The 15380-nt window shown below is 39.5% G+C and carries 11 protein-coding genes; 3 read left to right on the top strand and 8 right to left on the bottom strand.

Going from position 1 to position 15380, the window contains the following annotated elements; all coding sequences use genetic code 11:
• Positions 1–2 precede the first annotated feature (2 nt).
• Positions 3–1346, top strand: a complete 1344-nt coding sequence (locus HII17_RS08020; protein ID WP_169074813.1) for a glycoside-pentoside-hexuronide (GPH):cation symporter — start codon at positions 3–5, stop codon at positions 1344–1346.
• Positions 1347–1403: 57 nt separating this feature from the next.
• Positions 1404–2408, top strand: a complete 1005-nt coding sequence (locus HII17_RS08015) for a LacI family DNA-binding transcriptional regulator (RefSeq protein WP_169074812.1) — start codon at positions 1404–1406, stop codon at positions 2406–2408.
• Between the two features lie 69 nt (positions 2409–2477).
• On the opposite strand, the gene HII17_RS08010 is transcribed toward HII17_RS08015, so the two are convergent.
• Positions 2478–5528: an efflux RND transporter permease subunit gene (locus HII17_RS08010; protein ID WP_169074811.1), complete on the bottom strand. Its 3051-nt coding sequence runs from the start codon at positions 5526–5528 to the stop codon at positions 2478–2480.
• A 1-nt stretch (position 5529) separates the two neighbouring features.
• The gene (locus HII17_RS08005; RefSeq protein ID WP_169074810.1) at positions 5530–6576 is read right to left on the bottom strand and encodes an efflux RND transporter periplasmic adaptor subunit; all 1047 of its coding nucleotides are present in this window, start codon (positions 6574–6576) and stop codon (positions 5530–5532) included.
• A gap of 160 nt (positions 6577–6736) precedes the next feature.
• On the opposite strand from HII17_RS08005, the gene HII17_RS08000 reads away from it, so the two are divergent.
• Positions 6737–7306 (top strand): TetR/AcrR family transcriptional regulator, encoded by a 570-nt coding sequence (locus HII17_RS08000; protein ID WP_169074809.1) that lies wholly within the window; start codon positions 6737–6739, stop codon positions 7304–7306.
• Between the two features lie 90 nt (positions 7307–7396).
• Here HII17_RS08000 and HII17_RS07995 read toward each other — a convergent pair whose 3' ends face one another.
• From HII17_RS07995 to HII17_RS07970, 6 genes are all read right to left on the bottom strand, one after another.
• Positions 7397–8614 carry an ABC transporter permease gene (locus HII17_RS07995; protein ID WP_169074808.1) on the bottom strand — a complete coding sequence of 406 codons (1218 nt, stop codon included), beginning with the start codon at positions 8612–8614 and terminating at the stop codon, positions 7397–7399.
• A 7-nt stretch (positions 8615–8621) separates the two neighbouring features.
• On the bottom strand, positions 8622–9938 hold the full coding sequence (locus HII17_RS07990; RefSeq protein ID WP_169074807.1) for an ABC transporter permease: 1317 nt from the start codon (positions 9936–9938) through the stop codon (positions 8622–8624).
• A gap of 8 nt (positions 9939–9946) precedes the next feature.
• Complete coding sequence (locus HII17_RS07985) at positions 9947–10645, bottom strand: ABC transporter ATP-binding protein (protein WP_169074806.1); 699 nt, start codon at positions 10643–10645, stop codon at positions 9947–9949.
• Between the two features lie 57 nt (positions 10646–10702).
• The gene (locus HII17_RS07980) at positions 10703–11992 is read right to left on the bottom strand and encodes an efflux RND transporter periplasmic adaptor subunit (protein WP_169074805.1); all 1290 of its coding nucleotides are present in this window, start codon (positions 11990–11992) and stop codon (positions 10703–10705) included.
• A 159-nt stretch (positions 11993–12151) separates the two neighbouring features.
• Positions 12152–13510 (bottom strand): leucyl aminopeptidase family protein, encoded by a 1359-nt coding sequence (locus HII17_RS07975; RefSeq protein WP_169074804.1) that lies wholly within the window; start codon positions 13508–13510, stop codon positions 12152–12154.
• 102 nt (positions 13511–13612) lie between these two features.
• The gene (locus tag HII17_RS07970; protein ID WP_169074803.1) at positions 13613–15256 is read right to left on the bottom strand and encodes a response regulator; all 1644 of its coding nucleotides are present in this window, start codon (positions 15254–15256) and stop codon (positions 13613–13615) included.
• Positions 15257–15380 lie beyond the last annotated feature (124 nt).

Genomic DNA, 15380 nt, shown 5'->3' with positions numbered 1-15380 from the left:
CGATGACTATTTCAAACAAAGTAAGTGTTAAAGAAAAAATTGCCTATGGCTTAGGTGATACCGCCAGTAATATCATTTTTCAAACAGTGATGATGTTTTTAATGCTTTACTACACAGATGTAGTTGGTTTGTCACCTGCTGTCGTCGGTACTATGTTTCTTGCTGTGCGTGTAATAGATGCGGTTACCGATCCGCTAATGGGCAGCATTGCTGATAGAACTCATACACGTTGGGGCCACTTTAGACCATATCTACTTTGGCTAGCACTACCATTTGCCATTATCAGTATTCTGGCATTTACTACACCTGATCTCGAAGGTACAAGTAAAATTGTTTACGCATTTAGCACTTATACCATGCTAATGATTGCCTATACGGCAATTAACATTCCTTACTGTGCACTAGGTGGCGTATTAACAGCAGATGCAAAAGAGCGCGTTACTGTTCAATCCTACCGATTCGTTTTTGGTATGTTAGGCGGTGTTATTGTCGCCGGTTGTACCATGCCTCTAGTTGAATACTTCGGCCAAGGCGATAATGCAAAAGGCTATCAATACACTATGGCCGCAATGAGCTTAATGGGGTTAGTAATGTTCCTATTATGCTTTATTGGTACCAAAGAGCGCATTGAACAACCCAAATCACAAGAATCAAGTTTTGCCGCTAGCGCTAAATCGCTGTGGCAAAATGATCAGTGGAGAATTTTATGTCTTGCCGCATTATTCCTACTAACAGGACAAGTGTTAAGGTTTACGCTAGCGGTCTATTACGTTAAGTACTTCCTAGGCCGTGAAGATTTAATTACCTCTTTTATGACTTTAGGCGTGGTCGCAAGTATGATTGGCTGTGCCGTAGCTCAACCGTTGGCAAAACGCGTGTGTAAAATTAAAGCGTATATATGGTTGCAAGTTATATCAGCTACCATTTGTATCTTTAGTTTCTTCATTGGTGCAGATCAAATTGCTTTAGCCTTTATTGCCTTTATTTTATGGAAATTCTTCCTTGATATGGCAACACCGCTTTTATGGGCAAAAATGGCAGACACTATTGATTATGGTCATGTAAAAACCGGTATCCGTGTTACGGGCTTAGTATATTCGGGCGTAATTTTCTTTATTAAAATGGGCGTAGCGCTTGGTGGTGCGATTGCTGGCTGGTTATTAGCTTTCTATCAATATCAACCAGATGTGGAGCAAACCGTCGCCACTCAAAATGGTATTCTCCTATCATTCACTGTTTTACCAGCCGTTGGTTCTTATGTAGTTGCTGCAATTATGACAAAGTATTCGCTAACAAGTGACAAGCTTGACGATATTCAAAGTAAACTTAAACTCAGTGCTAGTTAATATCGAACATCTTAGGTATTATTTCGTCAATAAAAACAAAATAGTTTTACTTAATTAATGGCCACCATTTACGAAGTTTCAAAATTAGCCGGTGTTTCACTGGCTACTGTCTCAAGGGTAATGAATAACAATGCCCGAGTGAGTGACAAAACAAAGCAAAAAGTGCTCGATGCTATGGCTGAACTTGGCTATCGACCAAACTCAATTGCTCGTTCACTCGCATCAAGTCGAAGTGACTCTATCGGTATTTTAGTTTCTGAATTACATGGTCCCTTTTTCGGACAAATGATGGCTGGTATAGAATCTGAACTTCGCGCCGCAGGTAAGCACGTTATTATTACTACAGGTCACTCTGAAGAAGATAAAGAAAAGGATGGTATCGAGTTTCTTATTAGTCGAAATTGTGACGCTATCATTGCGCATGTAGAAGCTGTTTCAGATGAATACTTGATAGAGCTTAACGAAGGAAAAACGCCAGTTTACCTAATGAGTCGCTTCGTTGAAGAACTTAGTGAAAAGTGTATTAGCCTTGATAATGAGCTTGGCGGTTACTTAGCAACAAAAGCCATTATCGATAATGGCCACCAAAAAATTGCCTATATTGCAGGCCCTCAATTTAAAGCGGATGCCAGTAATCGATTACTAGGACATAAGCGCGCATTAAAAGAAAGTAACATAGAGTTTAATGAAGACTTGTTCTTCATTGGCGACTTTAAAGAAACCGGTGGTAGTGACGGATTAAGGTACCTAACTAAACAAAATGAGCAGTTTACTGCGTTGGTTTGTGCTAATGATGAAATGGCTTCTGGCGCAATGAAGTATGCCCGAGAACACGGCTTCAGGTTACCTGAAGGCTTATCGATTATAGGTTTCGATAATGTAATTTTTGCTAACTATTTGTATCCAACATTAACAACAATAGATAACCCAGTTAACAGTATGGGCCATATGGCTGCAAAGTTAGTTTTGAAAGATGTTTATCAAAAGAAAAAATTAGAAATTGAACGAGTTTTTGAACCAACATTAATTAATCGACATTCAGTAGCAAATCATAATAACTAGCGAAAGTTATTAATCTTGTTTTATGAAAAAAGCACCGCTTTAGCGGTGCTTTTTTATACGCCAAATATTCTAAGTTTTCTTTACTTCGATTTTATAGAAAATGCTGTAAAGTACTGGCACTGCAATTAACGTAAGAATTGTCGCAAAAGCTAACCCGCCCATAATCGTGACCGACATGTCAGCAAAAAATGGATCAGCGATTAACGGCATGACACCTAGAATCGTCGTAATAGCGGCAAGGGATACTGGCCTTAAACGACTGAGACTTGCTTCGACAATAGCAACCGCTTTTTCTTTACCTTCATCAATTTGCAAGTCAATCTCTTCAAGTAAAACAATGGCATTTTTAATTAACATACCAAATAAACTCAAAAAGCCTAATAACGACATAAAACCAAAAGGTAAATCTGCAATAAGTAACCCTGCAACAACGCCAACAATAGCCATCGGCACAACTAACCAAATAATTATTGGCTGACGAGCACGACCAAAGAGCAAGACGCTAATAATAAACATAACTAAAAAGCCTAAAGGTAAACCTTGGCCTAGCGCAGATTGTGCATCTTTTGACGATTCATATTCACCGCCCCACTCTAAACTATAACCGTCAGGTAGTTCGATGGCTTCGATTAGTGGCTTAACGCGATTGAATGCCGCACCAGCTGTTTCTTCATAACCAGCCTCCGCCATTACGGTGATAGTCCTAACGCGATCTCTGCGGTTAATTAACATTTCTTCACTATCGAAAGTCGTTTCACCACTGACTTGTTTAAATGGAATATAAGTACGTTGGCTTGCACTCCATACCAAGCCATTTTCAAGGTGGCTTAGCTGATCATCAGGGTTAGTATTTGCTGTTCGACTTTTAGCAACAATGGGGTAAAGATAATCGCCTTCTTGCAACTGCCCTAATGTTAAACCATTAGTATAAAACTGGATCGCTTGATTAAAGTCACTACGTGAAACACCTGCTACACCTGCTGCATTTTCGTCATATTCTGGCATTAATATCATGCCTTTAGTTCGCCAGTTATCACGAACATCACGAATTTGACCATCGTTTAGATATATTGCTTTAGCTTTTTCCGCTAATGTTCTTAGCACAACAGGATCTGAGCCTGAAAACCTTGCTTGCAATTTCGCGCCTGCACCTGGGCCAAACTGCATAATTTCCGCATAGTATTCCGCGTTAGGGTTTATTGCTTTTATGCGCAGAGCGACATCACGCGCAATCTCTGGAATTTTCGATGCCTCCTCAACGCGTACTAGATACATACCGTAACTTTCATTCGGCATTTGTGGGCTATATACCAAGGTAAACCTGTCCGCACCTTGGCCAATAAAGCTAGTGAGTGACGCGACACCATCCGTTTGGAGAATGAGTGATTCACCTAATTTCATGTATTTTTCTGTCGCTCGAATGTCGCTGTCTTGAGGACCCCAATAGTGAACAAAAAAGTTAGGTGTGTTTGACGGTGGGAAAAATCCTTGTTTTATCAAACCAAAACTCGCGTATGCACTTACAGTGATGATCAACAAAATGGCAACAGTAATCCCTCGATAATGCAAAGCATTAGTTAATAACGATAAGTAACCTTTGTGAAATAACGACGGTTTTTCTTCCATTTCCTCTTGTTGAGAGACTTGATAGAAATATTTGCCAAGCAAAGGCGTGAATGACACAGCCAATACCCAGCTAAGCATCAACGAAATTAGCACTACCGCGAATAAAGAAAATAGAAATTCTCCAGTAGCATCGTCAGATAAGCCAATGCCGGAAAAAGCGGCAATACCTATAATAGTTGCGCCTAATAATGGCCACTGAGTGCGCTTAACGATAAAGCTAGCCGACTCCATTGCTGACTTGCCCTTTTCCATTCGCAACATCATTCCTTCGGCAACAACGATTGCATTATCAACAAGCATCCCCATTGCAATAACCATAGCACCAAGCGAAATACGCTCTAATTGCAGCCCGTAAAGCCACATTACAAGCACAGTGCCAAGAACGGTTACAAGTAACGTACCGCCAACAACGACTCCTGAACGCCACCCCATGAAAATACACAGCGCAATAGTGACCACAATCACTGACATTTCAAGGTTCAAAATAAAACCATCAACGGCTTTATCGACAATTTTTCCTTGATTATAAATTGGTGAGACTTCGATACCTGCTGGTAAATTCGCTAACACTTGGCTTAATTTAGCTTCGATTCGCTTACCAACTTGAACAATATTTACATCATTTTGTGCTGAAATACTTAACGTGATGGCACTTTCGCCATTAAATCGTTTTAAGTCAGACGGAATGTCGACAGGTTGTAGGCTCAACTCTGCAACATCTTTAATTTTAATCGACGCCGTTCTACCCGGAATAACAAATGAAATATTTTCAATTTCTTCTATTTTGTTTGTTGCCGCAGAAACGGGAATGCGTATTTGTTTATCCCCTACAAATAACCTTCCACCGGCGAATGGTTGTAAATTACTCGCTAAAACTTGTTGGATATCCGGAAAAGACAAGCCTAAACCCGCTATCTGGTAAGTGTCTATTTCCGCAACAATTTGCTCTTCTAAAATACCATTCACAGCAACTTTAGCGACACCATCAACGGTAAGTAACTCTCGTCGAATTATGCGAGAAAACTCTCTCATTTGATAAGCAGAAAAATCGGGAGCAGTCAGCGCATAATAAACCCCGAACACATCGCCAAAATCATCTATGACAATCGGCTTGCTAGAGCCAATAGGTAAATCTTGATGAATATCTCTAAGTCGCTTTCTCAGTTCATCCCAAATTTGTGGTAATAATGGGCCGTCGAGATTTGGTTTCACTTCCATTGTGACGCGAGAAAATCCGGGTTTACTCTCAGACTCCACTTTCTTCAATTGCCACATTTGTTGTAACGCAATCTCGATTTGTTCGGTCACTTCTTTTTCAACTTTTTCGGCATTTGCACCTGGGTAATAAGTCATGATTACCGCCTGCTTTATCGTGAAAGCAGGGTCTTCTAAGCGGCCTATATTACTCATAGCCACCACGCCACCAATTAAAAAGCACAGCGCGATCAACCAAATATTTATTGGGCGAGTTAGTGAATAACGAGCGATATCCATACTAAAAGTCCGCCTTATATTCTTTTACATTCATTTCTTCTCGCATTTGACTAACCGCTGCAGAAACCACTTTGTCTCCAACCATTAAGCCACTCGCAATCACCGCAAGCTCTTGGTTTAAATCTGCAATATCAACATTAGCTTTTTCAACAACCCCTTTTACTTCATTGAAACGCCATACAAAGAACCCCGAAGTTTTATCACCAACCAATGCGTTAATTGGAATAACAAGCGCGTGTTTCGCTTGATTTAAATCTTCAATTTTTACCGTTGCTCTTGAGCCAGGAAAAAATAAATTCGTTACTTCTCCATCAATTGCAAAACGAATGTCGTAAGTTTGTGTAACAGGGTCTGGCGTAGTTTTATGTTCGACATAGTGGATATCAAACACTTGCTCTTCTTGACCGATAATATAAGCAGTGGCTTTGACATTTCGATTACCTGCGTTAGCAGTCATAATGCGTTCTGGCACTTCAAACGAGAAATATAATTGTGATCTATCCTGAAGGTTTGCAATAGTATCACCTGCACGTATATAGCTATTATTTTCGATAAAACGAGCACCAACCACTGCATCATAAGGAGCTTTGATGGTGCAGTAACTTAAGTCTTGTTTTGCATTTTCTAAAGCAATTTCAGTAATAGTAAATAAAGATTCTGCGTCATCAAGTTCTCGCTGAGACGCTACATTTTTACTATGCATTTCCTTAATACGACTTAAACTGCGAGCTGCGTCTTGATGCCGAGTGCGACTTTCATCTACCTTTCGTTGAAATGGTGCAGGATCAATTTGTGCGAGCACTTGCCCTTTTGCCACTTCACTGCCTTCAACCAAGTTTTCAACTATTAAACGACCTGACACTTCAAATTTCAAATCAACATCTTTAACCGCTGAAACGGTAGCTGGAAATTCATATTCTTTATTCGAATTTACTTGAACTACTTTCGACATTTGCACCACTACAGGCGCTTGTTCAACGATTTTTGGTGTTGGCTCAGAGCACGCCTGCAACAAGAATAGTACACTGACAATTAATAAGTTTTTCACATTGGCTCCAACAAAAAGGGACTTTGGACACATAATTTAAAGAGATCTTAACACAGGTTTACACATTTACACAATGTGTAAACCTGTTGTTTATTGCTTCATTTATTATTATTATTAGGCATAACCTATATTCATTTTTGTACTCTATGGAGAGTTCACTTTGCCTAAATCGGTAGAAAAAATCATAGCCGCGGCACAAGAATGCTTTTTCCAACATGGCTTCAGTGCGTCGAATGTATCGCTTATTGGACGATATGCTGATATATCTCGCGCTACTATTTATAAGAACTTTAGTTCAAAAGAAGCTATTTTTCGCGCTGTTGTTCAAAATCATATTGACGAAAATAAGGCTGGGCTCATCACTTACGCAGCCTCTGAAAGTGATTTTTGGCAAGATACAGAAAATTTAATAACAGAAAGGTGTAAAGGGCTTTTCGACGAAATAAGTAGTAATTTAATCCGTTCAGAGCTTATTCACGCAGGGCAATCACAATGCCACGATATACTCATCAAAGAAAAAGAAGAAATCCAACTTGTCATTTTTAACCGACTGGAAAAGGAAGTTTCTTTAAATCGGATATCAATGGAAAATATTGAGCTAACCACTAGGCAATTTGCTCAAGTGATTGAGGCAATACCATTTGGCGTAGCAGTTTCAAGTATGGAAGAGAATAATCTCGCACTAATTCACCATATGTTCAGCGTGTTTAGAGCTAGCACCAAACTATAGATAAAATAAGCGCGCTAAACATTCGATATTAATGCACTAATTCAATAGCCAATAGTAAGTCCACGAAACGTGGACTTACTATTTATAAAACTACACAGTTCTAGTTGCAGTAGCTGGTGCTATATTGGTTGCTCGTTTAGCAGGGCCAAATACCGCTATTTGTCCTATTAAACACAACACTAACATGCCAATAGGAATGTAATACCAATCCATAGGAGTGAGTGACAAGGCATTTACCAGCACAATATTAAGTCCTATCGTTAGACAAGCACCTAATACCACGCCAACCGTACTTATTAAAAAGTTTTCCACCATAAAGTACCTAAGTACATCACGTTTTGTTGCACCTAACGCCCGGCGTATCCCAATTTGTTTCTTACGTCGGTTTACACTAAAGCTTGCTAAACCAACGATGCCAAGGCTTGTCACAATAGTAAGTGTGATAATTACTGTCGTCAGTATTTTGATCATCGCTGTGTGGCTGCGATAACTACGTTCTCGCACGTACTCTATACTACGCATACCATCAATAACGCGCTCTTTGTTTTGTGCCAGCATTTCTTCTACGGTCTTCATCAATTCGTCACGGCGACCAGGCTCAGTTCTAATGAAATAACGAACGGCATCTCTTTCTAAATATTCTGGCGATAGCATAGCATTTTCAACATTATTCCACCCCACCCAAGGTGCTTGCAACTTATCAATAATACCCGAAATGATCATTGGCTCATTGTCATTAATATAGACTGTTTTACCTACCGTTTGAGCATAGTCAACATCTGGAAATAACCGATTTGCCATGGCTTGTGTAATAATAATTTTGTCAGGCCAACTACTTTCAGCGTTGCCACGCCAGCGTATATCTGACGCTGTAAAATTTTCACCTGCCAACAGTTCCACATCTAATGCACCTAAACCATGTTCATCTACCATATACACAGCTAAACCAATACCATCATGCTCAGCCCCTGGTTCGGTTTGCAGGCCCATCGACCAACCGCCACCACTTACAGGAATGGCATTTATTTGCACTGCATCAATAACACCAGGCAATGCTCGAAGATCTTCAAGATCTTTATTGATTGTTGCTTTTGCTCCAAAATTGGTACCAAAGCCACTACTGTTGATAAAAAATGAATTTTCTTCGTCAATTCCACTTGGCCGTTTAGTTTCTTGGCTGCGCTCGTAAATAATAGAAACAGAATTAACGATAATTGCCATTGTAAAAGCGACTTGAATCGCGATTAATACTGCGCCAACTTTATTGCGCAATAAGGCACGAAATATAGGTCCTAGTTCTAACATCATTTGCTCCTTATTGGCTCTTAAGCTGACTTGCTGGTGAAATATTACATGCTCGCCAAGTCGGGTATAAACCTGCAAGTACACTAGAAATTAACGCAATCAATAGCCCCGTAATGGCCATGGTTACATCCAGAGAAACAAGATTTTTTACAAAATCTCCATATAAACTTTCTATTCCTTTTAAGCCTAAAGTCGCTAATAAAAGTCCAACTAACCCACCCAGTAAACCGATACATGCTGATTCAATAATATGTTGAACAAACAAGTCACTTTTTGATGCACCTATTGCTCTTCGCAAACCTATTTCTGACGATTTACCAATAAACTTCGCCAGCAATAATCCAACGGTATTTAAAAGACATACAATCAAGAACATGAATGACATCCACATCATCATTTTGGCATCGTCTTGAACTACTTGTTGGTTTTCCATCCATTGCATCACATCAGAAAGCTTATTGTTCATTGGACGCGGAAATCTTCCCAACGCTTTTTGCTCGCTGACATAGTTGTTTAAAAAGTCTATGTATTCAGCCTTTTCCGTATCGCTATTAAGCTCTACCCACATTTGATAATTTATACATTCAGATCTTAGGAATGCTTTGAAACCTTCGCCTTCAGGACTTTTCCAACAATTGGTATTTCCCCAGTTAGGCAGTTCGAAAGATTCTTTTAAGAAGAACGGAATAAACACTTCCTCTGGTTCATCAAAAGCCCCGTTGTTGACGTCATAAAATTTCGGTACAGGCAGCCAGGTATCTAAAACGCCAATAATTTTAAAATGTTGACCCGCTAATGAAATACTCTTACCAACAGAGTTTTCACCACCAAAGACCTTGTCGTTAATTTTTTTAGTTAAAACGATGACTTGCTCTCGGTTTTGATCACTAGTTATTTGCCAACCACTACCATATAAAAATGGCGTGTTAAACATAGTGAAGAAGTCCCCAGTGGTTAATCTTATCTGTGCTTCAAACGGGTTAATATCTTGATCTTCAGGAACAATTATCCCGCCTGATTTCGCCATTACCACCTGTTTACTTGCTTTTTGGGCAGTAAACAAATTAGTCGCTTCAGTCCATGTAATTTGGTTTGGCGGATCATTCGACTCTTCATTAAATGAGTTGTGTGGATCCCAGCTATCAACCTGAACATAAAACAGCTGTTCACTTTTTTCTGGGATAGGGTTGGCCGACATTAAATAGTTAACTGTTATTGTAGTAATACTTGCACCTATTCCCAGTGCAATTGCCAACACCATTAATGAGCTTAGCAACGGGTTTTTCCGAATGCTTTTAAACGCTAGCTTTAAATAGTAACTAAACATTGTGCCCCCTAAGCGTTCGCTACATGCATAGGAATAACATCTTCTATTTCGCTCACTTGGCCGTCTTTAACGAAGATATTACGTGTCGCTTGCTTAGCCAAAAGCGGGTCATGAGTCACCATAACAATGGTAGTGCCTGATTTATTAATATTTTTAAGAAGCTCCATTACGCTTTGTGCCATTTCAGAGTCTAGATTTCCTGTTGGCTCATCTGCTAATAAAAACCTAGGCTTTCCTGCCAAAGCACGTGCAATTGCAACACGTTGTTGCTGACCACCAGATAATTGTGCAGGTAGGTGCTTCATACGGTTTGCTAGGCCCACAATTTCCAAGCTTTCTTCAATACGCTGTTTGCGCGTTTTAGCATCAAAGCCACGATAGCGTAATGGCACATCTACATTGTCAAAAAGGTTTAAGTCTGGGATTAAGTTGTAGCTTTGAAAGATAAAACCAATTTTTTCATTTCTTAACCGACTACGTTGGTTGTCGTTTAAATGGCTGACATCTTTACCATCTAACTGGTACGTCCCACCATTAAAGGTTTCCAGCATACCTGCTATATTTAGAAATGTTGTCTTTCCTGAACCCGACGGCCCTGTAACTGCTACAAATTCGCCTTCATCGACTTGTAAATTAAAGTCTCGTAATGCATGAGTCTCTACCAAGTCGGTTCTAAAAACCTTTTTTACATTTGTCATCGTTAGCATGGTTATTTCCTCTACCCTATAAGTATTTATTTATCGTTATTGTCTTTTTATTTATTGCTATTGCGTAATAAGCACTTTATCTGAGTCATTAAATTGATCGGTGCCAGAAACGATAATGGTATCGCCCTCTACTAGCCCTGTACTTATTTCTACATTAGACAGGCTGCGAGCACCGGTACGAATAGCAACTTTTTCTGCAACGCCATTACTTACTTTGTATGCAAAACGTCCACTTGAACTTTCTAAGAATTGTCCGCGTTGCACCATCAGTACATTAGGTTTGTTTTCCATTAATATGCGTGTTGTTAATCGTTGATTTTGGCGAAGTCCCGGTGGATGACTATCGTTATCTGATGAGTTGGCAAAACGCACACGTCCAGTTACTTGATTGTTCTCAATTTCGGGTGAGATAGTAACGAGATTCGCCGCATACGTTTTGCCATTAACGGTAATTTCACTTGCCATACCTATGGCTAAATCATCCGCGTAGCTTTCAGGAATATCGACTTCCAATTCAAACTCAGATAAATCGACAACACTTAAAATAGGCTGATTTCGGCTCACTTGGTTTTTTTGCTTCACCGCAAGGTTACCGACTATTCCATTAACGGGTGAACGTAAAGTTAATTCATCAACTTTACGTTGAAGTTCAGTTACTAATAATGCTTGTCTGTCTACCTGTAATTGAACTGATTTAATCTCAAATGCTAAACTTTCGTCATTGAGCGCTGCGTCTTGTTCGGCATGTTTGTATACAAGCTCGGCATTTTGAAGATCATCTTGCGCTTTTTCGAAGTCAATTTGGCTTATCGAATTGAATTGATACGCCTTATCAGCGCGACGTTTTTCACGGCCAGCAGCCACTAAAGTAACTTTGGCTAAATCGACTGATTTTTGATTTTCAAGAGCTTGCTTTCTTGCTTGAATTTTTTGACGTTCTAATTCTAATGTTTGCTCTTGAAGAGACGCTTGCTCTTGTTTAAGTTCATTGGTTAGCTCAGGGCTTTCTATTACAGCGAGCTCTTGATCTTTAACTACTTTATCGCCAGCATCGACGCTAAAGGTTATTGTGCCTTGTCCGGTAGCATAAAGCCGAGGGCTAATAGCGGCAACAACGCGCCCTTGTACAGAAAGGTCGCGCACTAGATCACCACGAATGACCTTAGCTAGTCGCACTCGGTCTTGAGAAATACTGGCATCACCAGAAGACCAACTTGATATTGCAGGCGCAGTCAAACCAATTAGCGAAAGAATCGCTACGGCAACGACACTAATTATTACCCAGCGTTTATTATTTGATTTGTGGCTCAGGACGACATCCTGACCACTTGTATCTTCTATTTTCACGTTACTTTCCCGAAATTTTTTTGAACAATCAGAAAGTAAGTAGCGTTTACGAAAGAAAAGGTTTAAAAATTTATATTTTTTTTGGAAGCGAAAACGAAGAAAGAGCTTACCTTTTGCTCAAGGTAAGCTCTTTTTTCTTATTACATATGGGTTTTAATGTTACGTATATTTTTGTTGTAAATAATCAAAAACCGCGCGAATACCAAAAGCTTCACCACCCTTTGGACGGCCAGATAACGGACGAACATTAAACGCCATAATGTCGAAGTGGCACCAATCGATACCTTCAGGTACAAACTTTTGCAAATAAAGTGCTGCAGTAATCGCTCCACCGAAAGGTCCCGCTGAGCAATTTGTCATATCAGCGATATCACTCTTAAACAAGGCATTGTATGGCTGATATAACGGCATGCGCCAAACCGGATCTTGAATAGGCAGGCCAGCATTCGTTATACCGTTTGCGGTTTCATCACTTGTTGCGAAAAAGCCTGGTAATTCTGTTCCCAATGCAACGCGCATTGCACCTGTTAAGGTCGCAAAATCAATCAACATATCCGGTTTTTCTTGTACCGCTTCGTCAATTGCATCACATAAGACTAACCGCCCTTCTGCGTCGGTATTATCAATCTCTACAGTTAAACCTTTACGTGTTTTAACGACATCTCCAGGACGTAGCGCATTGCCGGCGATTGCATTTTCAACAGCAGGGATTAATACTCGTAATTGCACATCTAGATTAAATGCCATAATTAAACGTGCTAAACCAAGCACATGTGCGGCACCTCCCATATCCTTTTTCATATTGCGCATGCCAGCCGCTGGTTTAACATCTAAGCCACCACTATCGAAACATACTCCTTTACCGACCAAGGTAACTTTAGGTGCGTCACTGCGCCCCCAGCGCAAGTCGAGTAAACGAGGAGCATGACAGCTTGCTCGACCAACAGCATGAATCGTTGGGTAGTTCTCATCAAGTAGATGTTCACCAACAATCTCAGTGAATGTACCGCCAAATTCAACAGCAAGCTCTTTCGTTATTCGTGCTAAGTCTTGCGGCATCATATCGGCTGCTGGCGTATTAACTAAGTCGCGCACTAAGGCCGTTGCTTTATATTGCTTAATCGATTTACTAACCAGCTGTTCATCATCAACAGCTAGTGTCGGTAATTGCTTATTTTCATTTAAATATTGGTCAAATTTATAACTACCAATTAACCAACCAAATGCAGTAGCTTCAAGATTTTCTTGAGACGTCTTCAATAAATACTGGTTTACTGGCAATTTATTAATAACATCGCCACAGGCAAAATATTCTGTACCTGTTTTTACCACAACCACAACGGAGGATATTTCGCCGTCTTGCGAAGGAATAGTACTCCAGCCTTGACCTTCAAAATCATTATTTGCCAGCCAGTTTTTTACAAAGGTTGTTTGACTACTATGCCAAGAGTCGTATTCGGCTTCGCTAAGTACAAAAAGAGGAATGCCAGATTGGCTATAAATTAATGGGTAAGACATAAAAATCCTTAGCTTTAATATTGTATATTTCTATATATAGGTATATTTGGTGTAATCAACTGATGTGAAGTAAAATATGCACTCGTTAAATGAACAGCTACTCTACTGCTCCACTAACAACCACTGCTCTTTTAGTTGATTAACTGTCTCTAAATTTTTACCTGCGAACTTCATACCGTCTAGGACATCAATAGCTTTTTGTGCTGCATCAAAATGAGGCTCGGCGAGTTCATTTGTTTTTTGCATCGCTAGTAAAATTTTCAATAAGCTAATTGAAAATTTAGCATTACTCGGTGCTAACGTTAATGCTTGTTGAATTGACTCAAAAGCTGGTTGCAGACGTTTCTTCTGGAAATGCTCTACTGCCATTTCATGTAAATGTTTTGGCGTGAAATGAATTTCTTGTCTTTCTTCCATTTCTTGCTCAACGTACTTATTTACTACTTGGCTTGTTAACGACTCGCCTGTAATTTGGTTTTTTATCGCTTTTAAAATAATCAGCGCTTCTTCGCGCATGCCAAGCTCATGAAAAACCTTTACTTTGTCTAAATTATCTTCAATTTCCGTCGACGTCCTAAGCGACAAATGGTTCTCAACTATGCTTTCGGCACGTTCATTTTCTTGGCGAACGTTATGGATCCTCGCTTGAGCGACCAATATTTGCTCTTTGAACAAATGACTATCGTCGTACTCTGTCTCTAACTGTTTAATAAACAGTTCTGACTCTTTCAAAATAGCATCGGACTTATTGTCAGTTAACGTGCAGGCCAAATCTATGCCTGCTCGAATGCAGTTCAATAATAATTGCGGTGAATCATGTACCGAGTTTTTCGCATTTTGAGCAATATTCTTAGTCGCTTTATATTGGCCTTTATGATCATGGTTTAACCGCGCTAAATCCCAATATTTTTTATTTCGTTCAATATTTCTTGGCGCTAGTGCCGCTGCTTTCTTTATTTCCAAGTATGCCTGTGGGTAATCTTCTTGTTCAATATAGTATTGAGCCAACATATCGTGAGTTGCAAAACGAGTGTCCGGTTTTTCGGTTAATTGCTCCAACATCTCGGTAATTTCTTCAATTCGACCTTGTCTTAGTAACGAACGTACGTACCCCAAATAAACCCATGAATACTGGTAAACTTTAAGTAACCCCTTGAAAAATGCTTCGGCTTCTTTAAATTCCAGCAAGCTTAAAAATGCTTCGCCTTTCATACGCAGTAAATTGGGATAGTATTTTTGTAAGGACTTATCGAGAAGGTGACGATCGGCAAAATACACCGCTTTAGAATAGTTTTTATTATCAATGGCTTGGTAAATATTAAATAACTGCTTTTTAAATTGCAGCGTATGCTTTAGTCGTTTTTGAATATGACTAGGGGATACTGGCTTAGCCCAAAAGTCATCTGGCTGTAATTCAATAATTGAATTAACTAATGATTCATCAGTATCAGCGCTTAAAAATATGAGTACCGTACTCTTATTGACGTGGCCATTAAATTTCAGTTCTTCAAGTAAATGAAATCCGTCTTTATCGCTTTGTAAGTTAAAAGAACAAATGACCACATTAAAGTGCATCTCATCACATAGCCTTAATGCGTAATAGGCATTTTGCGCACATCTAATTTCTTTAATGCCAATATCATACAACGCGTCAGTTAACACACCATGAATAAGCGTATTCTCTTCGATAACTAATACTTTTAATTGGCTAAAATCTTCCAAAGCATTGCGCAATTCTTTATCCAAGCTGAAACATCTCCATATCGGCGCATTAAAGACTAATCGTATTTTTATAACACTGTGTATGCATAATTAAAATGATTTATACCAAAGCTTAGTGAATTAGTTGAGATATGAGCACTTTTGGGCA

The sequence above is a fragment of the Thalassotalea algicola genome, assembly GCF_012932965.1.
GTDB classification, from domain to species: domain Bacteria; phylum Pseudomonadota; class Gammaproteobacteria; order Enterobacterales; family Alteromonadaceae; genus Thalassotalea_F; species Thalassotalea_F algicola.
The sequence above is the reverse complement of the archived record's forward strand: the minus strand, read 5'-3'. Positions and strand labels throughout refer to the sequence as shown.